The sequence below is a fragment of the Streptomyces sp. ADI95-17 genome (genome assembly GCF_003846175.1).
GTDB lineage: Bacteria > Actinomycetota > Actinomycetes > Streptomycetales > Streptomycetaceae > Streptomyces > Streptomyces sanglieri.
This window is the reverse complement of sequence record NZ_ML123050.1, coordinates 414,154-431,030: the sequence shown is the minus strand read 5'-3', so window position 1 is coordinate 431,030 and position 16,877 is coordinate 414,154. Positions and strand designations below refer to the sequence as shown.

Annotated in this window: 13 protein-coding genes and 1 pseudogene; 4 read left to right on the top strand and 10 right to left on the bottom strand. The window is 68.7% G+C overall.

Features of this window, described 5'->3' with window-relative positions; all coding sequences use genetic code 11:
• Positions 1 to 181: 181 nt before the first annotated feature.
• Positions 182 to 859 carry an esterase/lipase family protein gene (locus tag EES42_RS32710; RefSeq protein ID WP_124721844.1) on the bottom strand — a complete coding sequence of 226 codons (678 nt, stop codon included), beginning with the start codon at positions 857 to 859 and terminating at the stop codon, positions 182 to 184.
• 225 nt (positions 860 to 1,084) lie between these two features.
• Positions 1,085 to 1,283 (bottom strand): annotated as a pseudogene (locus EES42_RS46575) (arsenical-resistance protein); the annotation flags it as partial.
• 138 nt (positions 1,284 to 1,421) lie between these two features.
• Between EES42_RS46575 and arsM the strand changes: the two are divergent.
• Together arsM and EES42_RS32695 are read left to right on the top strand one after the other, a co-directional pair.
• On the top strand, positions 1,422 to 2,192 hold the full coding sequence (gene arsM / locus EES42_RS32700; protein WP_124721843.1) for an arsenite methyltransferase: 771 nt from the start codon (positions 1,422 to 1,424) through the stop codon (positions 2,190 to 2,192).
• A gap of 269 nt (positions 2,193 to 2,461) precedes the next feature.
• Positions 2,462 to 2,929: an SAM-dependent methyltransferase gene (locus tag EES42_RS32695; protein ID WP_124721842.1), complete on the top strand. Its 468-nt coding sequence runs from the start codon at positions 2,462 to 2,464 to the stop codon at positions 2,927 to 2,929.
• Positions 2,930 to 3,107: 178 nt separating this feature from the next.
• On the opposite strand, the gene EES42_RS32690 is transcribed toward EES42_RS32695, so the two are convergent.
• Together EES42_RS32690 and EES42_RS32685 are read right to left on the bottom strand one after the other, a co-directional pair.
• A complete protein-coding gene (locus tag EES42_RS32690) occupies positions 3,108 to 4,064 on the bottom strand; it encodes an aldo/keto reductase (protein WP_124721841.1) in 957 nt (318 codons plus the stop codon).
• Entirely contained in the window at positions 4,061 to 6,007 is a 1,947-nt protein-coding gene (locus EES42_RS32685; protein ID WP_241196739.1) for a hypothetical protein, read from the bottom strand. The genes EES42_RS32690 and EES42_RS32685 overlap by 4 nt, the downstream gene beginning before the upstream one ends.
• A gap of 110 nt (positions 6,008 to 6,117) precedes the next feature.
• Between EES42_RS32685 and EES42_RS32680 the strand changes: the two genes are divergently transcribed.
• Both EES42_RS32680 and EES42_RS32675 read left to right on the top strand, forming a co-directional pair.
• Positions 6,118 to 6,942 (top strand): amidohydrolase family protein, encoded by an 825-nt coding sequence (locus tag EES42_RS32680; RefSeq protein WP_164495416.1) that lies wholly within the window; start codon positions 6,118 to 6,120, stop codon positions 6,940 to 6,942.
• A gap of 359 nt (positions 6,943 to 7,301) precedes the next feature.
• Positions 7,302 to 8,120, top strand: coding sequence for a GntR family transcriptional regulator (locus EES42_RS32675; RefSeq protein WP_241196738.1), 819 nt, complete (start codon positions 7,302 to 7,304; stop codon positions 8,118 to 8,120).
• Positions 8,121 to 8,182: 62 nt separating this feature from the next.
• On the opposite strand, the gene EES42_RS32670 is transcribed toward EES42_RS32675, so the two are convergent.
• The 6 genes from EES42_RS32670 to EES42_RS32645 all read right to left on the bottom strand — a co-directional run bounded on the left by EES42_RS32670 (position 8,183) and on the right by EES42_RS32645 (position 16,824).
• A complete protein-coding gene (locus EES42_RS32670; RefSeq protein WP_241196737.1) occupies positions 8,183 to 10,159 on the bottom strand; it encodes a right-handed parallel beta-helix repeat-containing protein in 1,977 nt (658 codons plus the stop codon).
• Between the two features lie 101 nt (positions 10,160 to 10,260).
• Entirely contained in the window at positions 10,261 to 11,073 is an 813-nt protein-coding gene (locus EES42_RS32665) for a carbohydrate ABC transporter permease (RefSeq protein ID WP_164495415.1), read from the bottom strand.
• A 115-nt stretch (positions 11,074 to 11,188) separates the two neighbouring features.
• Complete coding sequence (locus EES42_RS32660) at positions 11,189 to 12,109, bottom strand: carbohydrate ABC transporter permease (RefSeq protein WP_241196736.1); 921 nt, start codon at positions 12,107 to 12,109, stop codon at positions 11,189 to 11,191.
• Positions 12,088 to 13,212, bottom strand: coding sequence for an ABC transporter substrate-binding protein (locus EES42_RS32655; RefSeq protein WP_164495414.1), 1,125 nt, complete (start codon positions 13,210 to 13,212; stop codon positions 12,088 to 12,090). The genes EES42_RS32660 and EES42_RS32655 overlap by 22 nt, the downstream gene beginning before the upstream one ends.
• A 331-nt stretch (positions 13,213 to 13,543) precedes the next feature.
• Positions 13,544 to 15,541 (bottom strand): heparinase II/III family protein, encoded by a 1,998-nt coding sequence (locus tag EES42_RS32650; protein ID WP_241196735.1) that lies wholly within the window; start codon positions 15,539 to 15,541, stop codon positions 13,544 to 13,546.
• Positions 15,542 to 15,546: 5 nt separating this feature from the next.
• Positions 15,547 to 16,824, bottom strand: a complete 1,278-nt coding sequence (locus tag EES42_RS32645; protein ID WP_323186583.1) for an alpha-L-fucosidase — start codon at positions 16,822 to 16,824, stop codon at positions 15,547 to 15,549.
• Positions 16,825 to 16,877 lie beyond the last annotated feature (53 nt).

Below are 16,877 nucleotides of genomic sequence, written 5' to 3'. Positions count from 1 at the left end.
CAACCGGCAGCACTTCGTGCGAAGATCCGTGCTTGCCGTGCCCGGCACGGGTCGAGTCAGGAACGCGGTTGCAAGGGGCCGGGCATCGACCGGACACACCTCCACGCTACGACGGGCAGGGCGGGGCCCGGGCTGTTCGGTCCGACTGCTGCCGAGGCCCCGCCCCCCGGGGACAGGAGTACTACTTCAGGACGGTGTGCACCTGGTCCGCGACGGCTGGATCCGTCAGCAGAGCGTTGTGCTTGAGGCAGCTGGTCTCAAGGTTTGCAGCCCCGTCCAGCATCGTGCTCGTGGTCGGACTGGTCTGCTCGTCGCAGCCGGAACGGAACGTCGTGTACCGCGTGGATCCGGGTGTCGGGTCCGCTTCGTTGAGGTGCTGGACGACGTACGAGCCGGGCGTCATGTCCCTGCACCCCTGGTCCCAGAGAGCACAGAGATAACCCAGGCTCGTGCCGTGGTTGGGGCCGGCCAGCGACACCCAGTTCCGGACGGTGGTCCCCCCACCCCCGAACTTGATGTACCAACGGGACGGTAGGCTGCCCAGGCTGTGCGCGACGATGTCGACCTGCTCCGCACCGGTCTCGTCGAGCACGCGGTTGACGTAGTCGGCCAGTTGGGCGCTCAGCACCTCGTTGGTCGACAGTGATGTGTCGTAGTCCCAGGCGAAGAAGCGGCTCTTCGGATCCCCCGCGGACTCGAAGCGGCTGATCATCGTGGTCCAGACGCCGGGATCGCTATTGCGGCCGTGCACGAAGATGACCGGCGTCCAGGTGGACGCCGTCGGGGCTGCGACGGCCGGAGCGCACAGTGCGAGGGTGGCGACGAGCGCCGACGCGGCGGCGAGTACTGGATGACGCATGATGAAGTCTCCTGCTCTGAGCCGACCTCGTGGCCGGTCGGACTGCGTGGTCACAACGAGTCGACATGATCGGGGATGCGGCCTCTCGTTGGAACCGTGATGCACGACCCAATGCGTCCTGACACCCCCGGCGGGGGACCTCGAATCGGTCCCCGGCCAGGTGGTGCCATCCGGGAGCGGTCGGCGCCGTGGGCGGAGACGATGAGGACGGACGGCTTCGAGCTCTCAGGCGTGGGCGGGGCCTTCCGGGGCGGTGGCCGGTGCGGTCGCGGGGTCGGGCTGGGGGAAAGCGGCGGCGTGCGGTAAGGGCGACGTGGACCAGACCGATGAGAACGGGAAGTCCTATGCGGAGACCGACGACTCCGGCGAGGGCCTGGCCGGATGTGGCACCAAAGGTGGCGATGGCGACCGCGAGAGCGTCGTCTAGGCCGGACACCAGCCGCCCTCTTCCCGGCCGAGTGCGGCCAGCTATTGTTTCGACATTTCTCTATGTTGACGAACTTCGATGCAGGGCGCATGCTTGCATTGATAAGGATCGATGCAAGCTCTTGGGGAGTGAGTCATGACCGAGCAGTCCGCGGACCTGCGAGAGACCGTCCGCCGGCGATACGCCGCCTCGGCCCTCAAAGTCACCGAAGGCGGCACCAGCTGCTGTGGGCCCGAACCGGTTGAGGTCGATGGCAACTTCGGCGGAGCGCTCTACGCGGCCGACGAACGCGACGCACTCCCGGCCGAGGCCGTCGCCGCCGCACTGGGCTGCGGCAACCCGGCCGCCGTCGCCGATCTCCACGAAGGCGAGCGCGTCCTCGACCTCGGTTCCGGCGGCGGCATCGACGTCCTGCTCTCCGCCCGCCGTGTCGGACCCGGAGGCAAGGCGTACGGCCTGGACATGACGGAGGAGATGCTCGCCCTCGCCCTGGCCAATCAGAAGAAGGCCGGCGTCACGAACGTCGAGTTCCTCAAGGGCGAGATCGAGGCCATCCCGCTGCCCGCGGGCACGATGGACGTCGTGATCTCCAACTGCGTGATCAACCTGTCCACCGACAAGCCGGCTGTCTTCGCCGAGATGTTCCGCGTCCTGGTCCCCGGCGGCCGGATCGGCGTCCTTGATGTCGTCGCCGACGACGGACTCACCCCGGCGCAGCGGGCCGAGCGTGGCGATTACGTCGGCTGCATCGCCGGTGCGCTCTCCTTCGCCGAGTACCACGACGGGCTGTCGGCGGCCGGCTTCACGGACATCGAGCTCGCCCCGACCCACGCTGTTGCCGACGGCATGCACTCCGCCATCGTCCGAGCGGTCAAGCCCGTGATGGCCTGCCCCGGCGTGGGGTGACACCACCGGGTCCACCGCAGTCGCCCCTGCGACCTCCCGCGGTTGCTGGACCGTACCTCTTTGGCCGGGTCGGTGAGTTGATCGGACGTGACTGTCCGGTTGATCGCCGATTGCTGATCGCTGATTGCTCATCGCTGATGAGATGCGGTGGACCGACCATCGATCTCCATCCCGCGGGCGCCCCGGGCGCCCCGGCACGCCCGGCTGTGCTGGCTGTCCCCGCCATTGCCGGCTGGGCACGGGGCTGACCGCAGAGGTAGAACCTTGCCATGGCGAGCTTCGAGGTCACACCGATAGGTACGGTCCGGAACGACCGAACGGATATCCAGCACACGGACAACTGGGGCGCCGTCCGTAGCACGATCACTGTCGACGAGCGCTTCGGCGAGGCGTGCCTGCAGGGTCTGGATGGCTTCTCCCACGTGGAGGTGCTCTTCGTCCTCGATCAGTTCCCGGAACAGGACGACTACCGCGAGCCCCGTCCCTACCGTGGCCGCTCCGACCTCCCGCCCGTTGGCGTCTTCGCCGGCCGCGGCCCCCGCAGACCGAACCGCATCGGTGTGACGTGCTGCGTCATCGAATCCGTCCAGGGCCGCGAACTGACGGTGGTGGGCCTCGATGCGGTCTCGGGCACCCCGGTCATCGACCTGAAGCCGACGATGGCGGAGTTCCGCGCGGTGGATGTCAAGCAGCCCGAATGGGTCAGCCGCATGATGTCGGAGTACTTCCAGCCGTAAGCCCCGCCACCTGCGAAACACCGCTTGCGCGCACGCCCCGCCACCCGCGAAACACCGCTTGCCCGCGCCCCGATGCGCGCGGGAGCCGCGATCACCGGCGCGGCCGGCTCCCGCCCGGTGTGGCCGTACCGTCGCAGGTCGGGAACGGAACGGCCACACCGGGCCGGGCACTGCGGCGCTACTCGCCGCGCCTCTCCAGCAACTGCTCGGGCACGAATTCGGCCTCCGCGAGCCGTTGCCACAGCTCGCCCGGGATCGGGAATCGGGCAGCCGCCGCGTTCGCTGTCACCTCGGCCGCCGAACGGCAGCCGAGTACAACCGAGTTGACGGCGGTGTGCAGCAGGGGGAACTGGATCGCGGCTGCGGGGAGCGGCACCTCGTACGCCTCGCACAGCGCCCGGCACTGCTGTGCCCGCTCCAGCGTCTCCGCGGGAACCGGCCGGTAGTTGAACATGGCGCCGGGGGACGGATCGGCCAGCAGCCCGGTATTGAAGACGCCGCCGACGACCACCGCCGTGCCCACCTCGGCGCACAACGGCAACAGGGTGGTGAGCGCCTCGTGGTCGAGGAGCGAGAAGCGGCCCGCGATGAGCACGACGTCGACCTCGAACTTCGCCACGTACGAGGCGAGCGGGCCGCTGTGGTTCATGCCGAATCCGATCGCCCGGATCAGCCCCTCGTCACGCAGCTTGCGCACCGCCGGGTAGGCCGTGCGGCGTATCTCGTCCGGGTACTCGTCCGGGTCGTGCAGATAGAGGATGTCGACGCTGGAGCGGCCCAGGCGGGTCAGGCTCGACTCCAGGGACTCGCGGATGCCGCGTTCCGTCCAGTCGGTGATCACCTCACCGGGTGAACCGTCCGGCCGGGGGCGCAGCAGCCAGCCCGTCTTGGTCGAGATCACCGGGCCGCTGCCGCCGGACGGGGGCAGCAGGCGGCCCAGGCGCTGTTCGGCGAGGCCGTGTCCGTAGCGGGGCGCGGTGTCGAAGTACGTGATCCCGGCCTCGGTGGCGGCCTTGAGGGTCGCGGCGGCGTCCTGCTCGCCGACCTCTTCGAAGAGCCCGCCCAGGGGGGCGGTACCGATGCCGAGGCGGGGCAGGGCGAAGGGCAGTCGGCTGGTTGCGGCGGTGTCGGTCATGCCGTCTCCCACGGGGAGGAACAGGCCGCGCGGCTCGCGCGCAGCGCCAGGGTCAGAGTCAGCCGGATCCTTGAGTTTCCGGGAAGGCCGACGCGGCAGTACGGTCCGTCGACCGGCTGCTCGGGTCCGTCGTCCACGCGGACGGTGGCTACGTGGTGCTCGGCGAACGACCCCGCCTGCACCAGCAGAGAACGTGCCGCACCGCCGAGGTTGACCAGCTCCACCACCGTGTGGTCCGGGCTGATGTCGCAGACCAGTGCGGCGACGTCCTGCGGCAGGCCGGGGCGGCGGGACTCCGCGTCGTGATAGCGCACATGCAGTTGGGCGAGGCCGCCGTTGTAGAGGACCTGCGGCGAACCGGTGGTCAGCTGCAGCAGCGCTTCCGTCACCACCGGGTTGAGGTGCTGCCAGTGGTGGATGTCCAGGGCGTCGGGGCCGACGGCCGGGTCGACGGTGTCGTTCTCGATGGCCTCGACCCGCTCGGCGCAGCTCGCCAGGGCGCTGCGCAGCATGCGCTCGGGGAAGTGCGGGTTCCGACCGTGCAGGAATTCGTACCAGGGCTCCTCGTGCCCGGCCTCGTCCTTGATCCGCTGGGTGTGCACGGCGGTCCAGTCCCATCGGGACTCGGCGCGCAGGCGCTCGATCCGCTCACGGTCGGCCTGCTCGCGGCTGAAGTGCCACAGTGCGAGCGGCAGTTGGCCCGGCATGACGGTGAAGTCGAACCAGCCGGAGTCGTTGTGCCGCTGGGGCACCATGAGGGTGCGCTCGGCCGGCATCGCGCGCAGGTGCGGCTCCCAGCGCTCGCCGAGGGTGCCCATCTGATCGGCGCCGCGCTGCTCGGCGTGGCGCAGCACCGCGTCGAGCGGATTGCGCGCGAGGTCCAGGAAGCCCCGGTCCCCGGTGAGGAGCGTGGCGTTCGTGGCGCCGATGACGGTCGCGCTGCCGACCGGGGACAGCCCGTGCGGCCACGACCAGCCGTAGTGGCCGCCGTACCAGCGGCCCTCCATGTACTCGCCCACCACACCGCTCAGGCCGACGTTGTCGGGCACCACATCGCGACCCGCGAGCCGCGCCTGCCACACGCCGACGTACTCGGCCACCCAGTCCGCGTAGCGCTGCTCGCCGCTGAGCAGGTAGGCGTTGGTGGCCAGGCCGGTGGCGGCGAGGTTCACGATCGTGTCACCCCGGCCCATCCGGTCCCACATCGCACGCCCGTACGCGCGGGCGCGCTCGGGCGAGGAGGCCAGATCGTCGAAGGACGTGACATCGTCGAACCCGTCCAGCGGCAGACCGTACGGGCGCAGGGCCAGGCTCCAGGGGAAGTACGCCTCCTCGTCGCTGAATCCGAAGCGCGGGCCCGCCGAGCCGTTGTGCGGGGCGCGCAGGAGGCGGTGCCCGGAGTCGTAGTTGGGACCGCCGGGAAGGTAGAAGTCGGCGAAGCGGACAGCCAACTCGCGCAGCTCCGCGTCCTGCGGGTCCGCCAGGCACAGACCGTAGAAGAGGAGCAGTCCCTCGCCCTGGTGGAACCAGTCGTAGCCGCGCTCCAGGCCCTCGCTGAGCATGCCCATCTCGGTGAGCTGAGCGGTGACTCCGCGCCAGTGGCGCCGAGCGGCGGTCAGCAGGTCCACGCTGCCACCGAGCAGATAGAGCGTCGGCCAGTTGAAGAACGGCTCGTAGAAGTCGTCGACGCCGTCCCGGCCGTCCATGCCCTGCCCGAGCGTGTCACGGAAGACGAGGCGGCCGTCGCCCTCGGTGTAGCGGTCGGCGAAGAGTCGCCATGCCTTGTCCTGGAAGGCGAACAACTTCCTTTCCAAATAAGCCCACTCGGGGACCTCGGTGACGCGCCGGGTCGCGGTCAGCAGAGGTCCGTGCGCCTCGCCCGTGCTGTGCGCGTCGCCGGTTCGTTCAGGCCTGAGCATCGAGAACACCTGCACCCTCGTCATGTACGGATTGAACAATCGCCCATCGATAGCCGATAGTTAGACTCATGGGAGGGGAGCCGAAGTGTCAATACTTCGGGGCGGCCCCGACAGGCCCGAGGAGGAGGCGCACCGTGATCGACTGCCATGTCCACCTGTGGGATCCGGCCCAGGGATTCCCGTGGATCCGACCGGGCGACGAGCACCATCGCGCCTTCGACGAGGACGACCTGGAACGGTCGGGCGAGGGCCTCGGCCTGGCCGGAGCGATACTGGTCGAGGCGTCGCGCGGCGACGCGGGCGAGACGCTCGCCCTGCGCGAACTGCGCCGGCGCCGCCCGGACCTGGTCACCGGGTACGTGGCCAACCTCCACGTCCATGGCGAGGACGGGCCGGATGCGTTCCGTGCCACTCTTCAGGAGCTGGGCGACTCCCGCCCCAATGGGATGCGGATCGGCGGCTCCTCGTGGACGGGTACTCCCGAGCCGGCCCGCGAGCTCGTCCCCGTGCTGGCCGAAGCGGGCGTCGCGCTGGAACTCAATCTGTATCGGGGGGCGTTGACAGCGGCCGCCGACGTCGGCTCCCGGCATCCCGGGCTGACCCTCGTCGTCGACCACCTGGGCAACGCCCCGGACCCGCGCACACCGGAGGCGGGGGAGTGGTTCCGTGATGTCGAGCGCGCCGCCGCGAGCCCGAACGTGGTGGTGAAGATCTCCGGGCTGCTCACCCAGCAGCACGGGCTCCCGCCGCAGCGCATCGCACACATGGTGCGACACGTCGTCGACACGCTCGGGCCCGACCGCTGTCTAGTCGGCTCCGACTGGCCGATCTGCCTGCCCCGTGGCTCACGGGCCGACTCGCTCGCCATGTCCCGGCTCGGGCTGTCCCATCTGGCGGCCGATCAACTCGATCGCGTACTGCGTACGAACGCGGTCCGCGTGTACGGGCTGGGCGGCTGAGCCTGCACGGCTGATGCGCGTGCGGCTGATGGATGCCCGCATGTCTGATGCGCATGTGGCCGATCTGCATGTGGCTGATCTGCATGTGGTTGACGTCCGCGTGGTTGACAGTGCTCGAACGCCCCTGCTTCGATTCCCTCGATGATCGATAGGCGATGACCAGTGACCGACCTCACCTCGCCGGGACTCGGTCCCACCTCCGCGGAGAGGCCCGATGGCACATTTCGACCCGGCCATGAGGCTGTCGAACGGGAACGGCCGGAAGACCGGCAGCTGGAAACCTCGATGTGACTCCATCGAGAGAAGACGGGCGCGTACTATGTCGCAACTGACGTGCCCCAGTGCAGGATTGGGTATTCATGGCATCTAATGCGTCGGGTGGATTCGTCTCCACGCTGGCCACCAACAAGGACCGGTTCCGCAAGACCCTGATCTCGGACCAGGTGTACGAACTCCTCCGCCAGGCCGTCGTCGAGGGCGATCTCGCGCCGAACGACCGCGTGGTCGAATCGGAGATCGCCCGGCGGCTCGGCGTGAGCCAGGCCCCCGTGCGTGAGGCGGTCAAGCGGCTCGCCCGTGAGGGCCTGTTCACGCACGTCCCGCGACGTGGCCACTTCGTCGTCGAGATCTCCTCACAGGACGCGGAGTACGCACGTCAGGTCCGCGAGCCGCTGGAGAGCCTGGCCGCCCGGCTCGCCACCGAGCACATCACCGAGGAACAGCTCACCGAGCTCGACGCACTGGTCGAGCGGATGCACGAAGCGGTCGCCGCGAACGACGTCAGCGGTTTCCGCGACGCCGACATAGAGTTCCACACCCTGGTCAGCCAGTACGCGGGCAATCCGTTCCTGGCCCGGATGTGGGAGGTCATCGAGCCGAGCCTGCGCACCCTGCGGGCCATCTCCGACCCGCTCTTCGAGGGCGACTGGTGCGCGATGGCCGACGAACACGGCCGGCTCGTCGGCCTGCTGCGGTCCGGGGAGCCCGACAAGGCGGCCGCTGCCTTCGCCGACCACGCTGCCGGGCGCGGACCTGTTCCGGACGCCCGGGAGGCCAAGAAGCCGCGCAGGAAGGCCACGGCGACGAAGGGGACCGCCGCCGACCGGACGACTGCCGGAAAGACTGCGGCCAGGAAGAGTCCGGCCGTGAAACCGGCGGCGAAGCCGAAGGCGAACTGATCGAGCGGCTGTGGGCCCGGTCCGGAATCCCGGACCGGGCCCACAGCCGTGTTGCGGGTCGGCTACCGACGGGCCCCGGCGGTCCATGCGGGTGCCCCGTACTGGTAGGCGCCCAGACTCGGAGTCGCATCCGTGGAACCGTCATTGATCCCCGGCAGCGGAATCGCCTGATTGCGTGCGGGCGACTGCGCGGTCAGCCGGTAGTCGTGGTTCGACGCGTCGACGAACAGCGGATCGACGCCCGTGGGAAGGTTGTTGGAGAGCACGAGCCCACCGTCGGTGGCGCCGTCCAGGCCCCGGATCGTGCCGATGTTGTTGTAGATCTTGGTGCCGGTCGACTGCCCCGTCTCCTTCACATAGAACAGCGTCATTCCCCCGGTGTTGTTGTAGACGCTGTTGTCGTGAGACCCGGTGCCCAGACCGTTGAGCATCACCGTGCCCTCCCGGTTGCCCCAGCCCACGTTGTTCGCGATCACCAGATCGCTCTGGCCGTTGTCCGCATAGATTCCGGAGATCCCGAACGTGGTGGAGGTCGTGGCCGGTGCCGGGTCGTGCAGTACGTTGTGGTCGATGGACGTGCCCATCATCCAGGCGCTGCAACAGGTGTAGATCGCGGCGACGTCCAGGCTCAGCCGGGCGTACCCGGAGATGTCGTTGTACGCGATCAGGTCCTTGCCCGGGGCGAGTCCGCTCACCTCGTTCCACTGGAGGTTGATCCCGCTGCGGCCGACGCGGGAGATCGTGTTGTGCGTGACCGTCTGGCTGTTGCCCTGTACGGCGATGCCCGCCGCGTAGGTGCCCATGTAGTCGACGTCATGGATCACGTTGTCCGTGGCGGTGTTGTTCTGCCCACGGAGAGCGATGCCGTTCCCGGCGCTCAGCGCCAGATCACTGTTCACGATTCTGTTGTAGGTGCCGTCGAGGATGATGCCGGTGTCACCGACGCCCCGTGTCACCGTGCTGCCGCAGTCCGTCGCACCCCGGGTGATGTCCGTGTAGTGCGACAGATACCGGCCGTTGATGCCGTCCAGAGTGACGCCGGTGCTGGAGGGGCCCGTCCTGATCGTGGTGGCGAACAGGCCGATGCCCGCGATCGTCGTGTGACTGGCGTTCGCCAGGTCGAAGCCCAGGGTGCGCCGCTTGGCCTCGACGGTGTGGGCGTCCGGGTCGTCGGTGCCGTACACGTACAGGCGCTTCGCGGTCGGGTCGTAGAACCACTCGCCGGGATGCCCGAGTTCACCGATCTTCCCGGAGAGCGCGTACCGGGTCTCCTTGGGCACGACCTTGTGCACGCAGGGCGGCGCCGCGTCCAGTGTCACCGAGCCGGCCGCGGCGCTCTTCACCGTGGTGGTGGCCGAGACGTACCAGTAGCCGGTGAGGGCCCTCGCACCGTCCCAGTACCCCGCCGGGCGGGTCAGGTCCGCGTCGGCGATGGTGGCGTCCGCGCTGCCCTCACCGGCGTACTGGAGCGTGGGATCGAGCAGGTCGAGGCCGGGGTACGGCCACTGGGCCTCGATGTCCATCTTCTTGTCGGTGAACACCTGCACCGTGGTCACGTCCGCGCCGAGGTCGACGCTGGTGCTGTAGATGTGCCCGGCCGCCACCGCGTCGCTGAACTGCGACTTCGCGGCGAACGGGTCGGACTTGGCGATCTGGGTGACATCGGCGGCGGTGACCGGATCGAAGCCGCCGATCCGGGAGGCACCGCTCACCGTGACCTTCGCCCCCGGAGCGGCGCGGTACGTGATCGGCAGTTCGGCGGTGCCGGAGCGGGCCGGCACCACGGTCTCCTCGTACGTGCCGGACAGGACCAGGCACGTATCACCCGGCACCATCACGTCCGCGCACTTCTGGATGTGCCGGAACGGCGCCTTGGGGCTCTTGCCGCCGGCGGTGTCCTGGCCGGACGGCGAGACGTAATACGTCTTTCCCGTCCGGAACTTGACCGGATGGGCGGTGGCGGGCTGACCCGCCACCACCACGGTCAGGACGGCGAGCAGGGCGGCTGCGGACCACGGTCCCCTGCGGGACCGTGGCATCCATCTACTCAGCACTGCGTGATCCTCTCTCTTGTCCCGGCTCTCTCTCGGACGGGAAACTTCGGGACCGTCCCTCCCACCACGACCTGTGCTCCGGCTGCTCATCCCTTCACCGCGCCGACGGTGAGACCGCTGATGATGTGGCGCTGCATGTAGATGAAGAAGATGACGACGGGCGCGACGGCGAGCAGAAGGTTCGGGAACACCTTCGTCAGGTCGGTCGAGTACTGGCTGATGCCGGCGTAGATCGCCGTCGTGACCGTGTAGTGCCCGGAGGACGGGCTGAGCAGGATCTGCGGCGAGACGAAGTCGTTCCAGATACCGATCGAGTTGAGGATCAGCACCGTGACGACCGCGGGGCGCATCAGCGGGAAGACGATGGACCAGAACGTGCGGTACCGGCCCGCGCCGTCGATCGTCGCCGCGTGATCGATGTCCACCGGAATGGTGCGGATGAAGCCGACGAACAGGAAGATGCTCACCGGCAGTGTGGACGCCACGTCGTGTGCGACCAGGCCGGTGACGGTATTGGCCAGGCCCACCTCGCGCAGCACGTAGATCACCGGGATGATCACGGCGGCGCCCGGGATGAACGTGCCGGCCAGGAAGTACAGCAGCACCAGCTGTGTACGCCGCTTGAGGCTGCGCGCGATCGCGTACGCGGCCGGGCCCGCGAGCAGGATGCACAGCACGTCCACGACCACCACGAGGAACAGCGTGAAGCCGTAACCACCGATGACGTTGAACTGTGGGCTGTTGACCGCGGCCGACATGTGCTCGAAGGTCAGCCCGCTCAGGGGGACCGAGAACGGGTTGTCGAGGATGTCCTGCTGCGACTTGAAGGCGTTCACCACGAGCAGGTAGATCGGGACGATCATGACGACGAACAGCACGCCGAGAAGAGCCCACCGCACGGGTGAGCGCGGCTCCTTGTGTTCCGAACGCCGCGACGCTGCACCGCCCTCGGTCGGCGCGGCCTTCGGCCTGTCGCGGACCTCTGCCTCTAGTACGACCACCACCGGCTCCTAACTAACCTGTCGCAGCTTGGTCTTGACGGTTGCGCAGCGCCGTCACGAGGAGGGCGAGCACGGCGGACACCACCATCAGGAAAACTGCCTGCGCGGTCGCGTACCCGACCTTGGTGCCCTCGAAGGACCGGGCGAGAATGAGGTACGTGAACGTCTGGGTCGACCCGGCCGGCCCGCCACCGGTGAGACTGACCACGATGTCGTACGCCCGGATCAGCCCCACCAGGTTCAGCACCGTCGCCACGGTGACCACGGGAGCGATCATGGGGATCACGATCCGGAGATTGATCTGCCGCTTGGAGGCGCCGTCGATCGCGGCGGCCTCCAGCAGCTCGGCGGGCACCGTCTGCAGGGCGGCCACGAACAGGACGACGTTGAAGCCGAACCCGGCCCACACGATCACCGCGATCAGCGAGACCAGCGCGAATCTCTCGTCGAAGAGGAAGCCGAGCGGTTCGATGCCGAACTTGGCGAGGGTGTTGTTGATGGCGCCGTTGGTGCCGAGGATCGCCGCCCACAGATAGCCGAGGATCAGCGCGCTGATGACGTGCGGGAAGTAGGCGACGGCCCGGAAGAAGGAGTTGGTGCGGGAACGGCCCTTGAGGGCCAGCGCGTACACGAGCCCCAGTCCCACCATGAGGACCGTTCCGACAACGGCGATCAGACCCGTCACGTACCAGGCGTCCGAAGAACTCGGGTCGTCGAACAGGTGCTTGTAGTTGTCGAGCCCGGTGAACGAGGCGGTGGAGAAGCCGTCCCAGTCGGTCAGGCTGAGATAGATCGCGACACCCACCGGCACCACGGTCATCAGTGTGTAGAGCAGGACGGCCGGGCCCATCATCCCGAGGGAGACCGCCGAGTCCCGCAGCCTCGCCCGGCGGCGCTGCTTCAGTCCTGCGTTCAGCTCTGCGAGTTCCACCACTTGTCCAATCCGTCGGCCGCGTCCGCGGGGGACGAGCCCGTGTACAGGGACTGGATCTGCTTGTTGAGCTCATCGCTGAACCCGGCGATCGGCTGGCTCTTCCCGGACTTCACGATCACCGACGGGGCCTTGTCCAGAACCTTCTGCACGGACGTACCGAGGCTGGACATCGGGTACGTGAAGCCCTCGCGGAGATTGGCGTCGGAGGCGAGCTGGCTCTTGATGGCCTTCGGGTCGGTGGTCGCCCACTTCACGAACTCGATCGCCTCGGCCCTGTGGCGCGACTTGTTCACCACGACGTACGGATTGGAGATGTTGCCGAACTGTCCGGACGGGTAGGTCCCGTCGGTCGGCATGGTGAACACGCCGATCTCGTCGCTCTTCCTCGCGGCGTCTGCGGCCGGCACGAAGAACGAACCCATGATGTACATCGCGGACTTGCCGTTCAGGAAGGCCGTCTGCCCGTCCGCGTAGGTGAGGCCGAGCGCGCTCTTCTCCAGATAGCCCTTGTCGATCCAGCTCTTGTAGTGCTCCAGGTAGGGCAGGTAGTCGCTCTTGGCGAAGGAGGTCTTGCCGTCGTTGCGCTTGGCCGTCCACTCGGGGTCGGCGGTGAGCACACCCGCGTCGGCCATCATCGAGAACTGGGAGCCGGTGACCCACTGGCCGGCCGTCTGCAGCGGCTTGAATCCGGCACCCTTCAAGCTGCCCATGGCGGCGGTGAACTGATCCATGGTCCGGATGCTCGTGGCGTCGATACCGGCCTTCTCGAATACGGCCTTGTTGTAGAAGACGAGCGACTGGATCTGTTCACCCACGCCGACGACGTAGTGCTTGCCGTCGATGGCGTACTGGTCGGCCAGCGGAGTCTTGGCGGTCCAGGGCTGGTCCGACAGGTCGGCGAAGAGCGACGCGGTGTCGGCCGTCGGCGTGATCTGCTGGGCGACGTCCGGCGGGTCGCCCGCGGCCAGGTCCTGCCTCAGCTTCGCGTCCGCCGAGATGGTGCCGGTCAGTTCGAGCTTGACCGTGACGCCGGGGTGGGACTTCTCGTAGGTGTCGAAGAGATCGTTCCAGTACTTCTCCGTCAGGTTCGGCGTGATGTTCACGATGACGCGGAGGGTCGTGCCCTCCGAGGCCTGGTCGGACCCATTGCCACAGGCGACGGCCGATGCCATCACCAGGGGAGCCAGGGCGAGTCCGCAGGTTCGACGCCACATTGTTTTCATCGGGACACGCTCCGTTGCGTAGTCGTGAATAATCGATAGCTGGTGTTCAGCCGCAGAGTTCCCGGTGGAGCAGTAGCGGGAGTGGGTCGCGGGCGGTCATCGGTGCGGGCCGCCCGGCGGGGTGGTGCGATGCGGTGGAGGCGGGGAGAAGCCCTCGCCTCCGTGACTATCGTCTATCGATTGCTGATGCTAGGGGCGGCACTCCGCTTCTTCAAGAGTGCTGCGCCAAACCGCTGAGTTCGTTCTTCCCGGTCTCGTCGGCCCCGTCGACTAGCAACCACCGCACGGTCAAGCGGCCTTGGGCACCGGGAGAGCGGACCGTGAGCGTGATCCGGGTGAGGTGGACTCCCCAACTCGCGGTCAGCAGTGGGTCGTCCAGTTCCTTGCGTACGACGGAGGCGGCGGCGTCCCGAGGATTCCAGTACATCACCAGCCCGCTGCCGTCAGGGGCGGTGACCGTGGCCCGGCCCTGGCCGAGCTCGACGAGCCCGGCCAGCACATGATGCAGGGCCACGCTCTCCCCGCACCCTTTCCACCGGTCCTCGACGCTCACATGCGGGGGAGTGGTCCCGTCGGACCGGACCAGGCGTACCACTCGGTCCCATCCGGTGAGGCTTCCGCGGGGATAGGCACCGCCGAGGTCCGCGGTCATCCCGCTGACGCCGCGGCCGAGTTCGGCGCGTACGTCCCGGGCCCGGTGCTCGGGCCCGGGCTGCTGTGCGACGCCGGGCTCGGGCACGTTGTGCCAGCCGCTCTGGAACGGCCAGGCGGCGTAGCGGTCAGGGCCGAAGGTCTGTGCCGTGTAGGTCGGCCGGCCGACATCCACCAGCAGGGGACGGCCGCCGGCCGCCACCCAGTACGAGCCGACGTCGAGGTGGTTGTGGTGTTCGCCGTTGTGACCCGCCTTCACCGCGACGGCGAGGCCGTCGGCGCTGCCCGCCGTCTCGCGGGCCACCAGGATCTGCAGGCGTGGCAGCCAAGTCTCGTGGGCCAGCCAGGGTGCGGAGGCGTCCGGTTCGCCGGCCGTGAGGGCCTCGCACCAGTCTTCGTCCGACAGCGCGGCCAGCGCACGCCCGAGCCCGGCACGCGGGGCCACGGCGCTGTGCTGCTGCCGAGCTCCGGCCAGGGCATGCGCCACCGTTTCCGGCTGCCCGAGTCGCCTGCCCCAGCGGAACGGGACCTGCCAGGGCTGGTCGGCGGTCAGCCGGGCGGGCGCGTCGCCCACGTTCACGTACCAGTCGGCACCGAAATGCATCCGCTGCGGATACCTCAACAACTCTTCGAGAAGCGGGATTTGACGGGCGTCGAGTGCGGAGCCGCCGACCCCGGCGAGCAGATCGAGGATCTCCAGCAGCCGGCAGGCCCCCACCCACCAGTAGGCGATGCCCTCGTCGATCCCGCCGTCGTCGGGAAGCGTGGCCACATAGTGGTCGAGGCCCTGGACGACCAGCCGTACGAGGCGGGCGCGTCGGGCATCGTCCGTGCAGAGCAGCAGCGCGGCGGCGAGCACGGCACCGTGGATCCACGGGTTCCAGTTGTTGGCGCCGCCGTCCGCCCCGATCCAGCGCCAGTCCCGGCGGCGTTCGAAGGGCAGCAGCACCCGCCGCTCCACCTCGCGGCGCAGCCGGCGCCGAAGCCCCGGCATCCGGCGGTCGAGACGCGGCCCGAGGGCGTGGTCCGCCCAGGCGAACAGCGAGGCGACCTCGGCGGCGCCCAGGTCGAGATACGGCTGGTCCGGATCGGGCACAAGGTCGCCGCGCTCCGCCGCGAAGCGCTCGTGCGGTGCCCAGCACCAGGTGCCGGCCTCGGCGAAGGAAACGAGCCCGTCGATCGCGGCGTCCAGATGGGGGCAGGTCCCGGGGGCCTCCCTCGCATCGGCCGACTCGCCGGTGAGGACGGCCGCCAGAGTCAGCAGTGACACCCGCTCCTGGAGTCCCCAGGCCGCGTCCTCGTATGCGCTGCGGTCACCGTCCCGGAAGGCGCGGGCCCACGCCCCGGCCGTCAGCCGGGGCTCCGGCCGGGTCAACTCCCGGGCAGCGTCCTCCAGTACGCGCTCCCGAACCGCCCCCGGGACCTCATCCCACACGGCACGGCAGGTGACATCGGGCACCCCCACCCGCCCGGCCGGATCGACGAGCAACCGCTGCAGCACCGGGCCTCCGTCCGGGCCCAGCACCGTTGAAAGGCGCTCGCCCAACGGTTTCACCACCGGGATCACTCCTCCCCGTCCAGCACCAGCTCGATCACCGGGAGCAGCACGTCGGGCCGGGCGACGGGGAGGGTCAGGGTGAGAGTGCCCGCCGGCTGGCTCGGCGGCGCGAGGTTGTTGTGCTCGTGCCGTGCGCCGTCCATCTCGTGGAAGCGGATCTCCGAGCCGTCGTGCAGGAGCTGGGCGTACCGCACACGCCCGGCCAGTCCCGGCAGATGGAGGTGTTTCAGGGGCCAGGCCGGCAGATGCAGATACAGACGGGTGCCCGACTGTGTGTACAGGGCGTTGGCGGGGGTCTCGAAGGCGCTCGGCCCCGCACCGTGCACGGACCGGGCGTGCAGCTCGGTCCACTCGCCGATGGCGCGGAGCGTGGCCCGGGCCCGGGGGTCCAGGGCGCCGCGACCGGTGGGTCCGACGTTCAGGATGAGGTTTCCGCCGCAGGCGACGGACTCCACCAGCATGCGGACCAGCAGCGCAGGGTCCTTGTAGTCGTGGTTGTCGCGGTCGTACCCCCACGAGCCGTTGAGGGTGTGGCACGCCTCCCACATCACCCGCTCGCCGCCCCGCTCCAGCGGCCGGTCGGGCTGGTACTGCTCGGGCGTCACATAGTCGCCCGGAATTCCGAGCCTGTCATTGACCAGAATGCCCGGCTGCAACTCGCGCACGAGGTCGAGAAGTTGCCGCGAGCCCCACTCCTCCGGTCCCTTCTCCGGGTAGGTGAAGTCGAAGAAGAGCAGGTCGATCCGGCCGTATTCGGTGAGGAGTTCGCGTATCTGCCCCTTCATGTACTCCCGGTAGCGCGCCATGTCGCGGGGCTCCCGCCGGGCCTCGGTGTCCCGCAGCGGATGGTGCTCGTCGACCGTGAAGCCGGGGTGGTGCCAGTCGAGCAGCGAGTAGTACAGGCCGACCCGCAGACCCTCGGCGCGCATCGCGTCGACGAACTCACGCACCAGGTCGCGGCCGGTCGCGTGCATCGAGGTGTATTCGGACAGCGCCGACCCGAACAGGCAGAAACCGTCGTGGTGTTTGGCGGTCAGCACCGCGTACCGCATCCCGGACTCCCGGGCGGTACGCGCCAGTTGACGGGCGTCGAAGAGGTCGGGATCGAACCGGTGCAGGTAACGGTCGTACTCCTGCTGCGACATGGACTCCCGGCTGCGCACCCACTCGTGCCGCGCCGCCAGGCTGTACAGGCCGAAGTGGACGAAGAGCCCGAAGCGTGACGCCTCGAACCACCCGGTGCGGACAGTGGAATCTGCGGGATCGGCGGAAGCATCGGTCACGGACGGCTCCTGACGCATTGACATCACTAATCGATTGGCTGTTATCTACCATC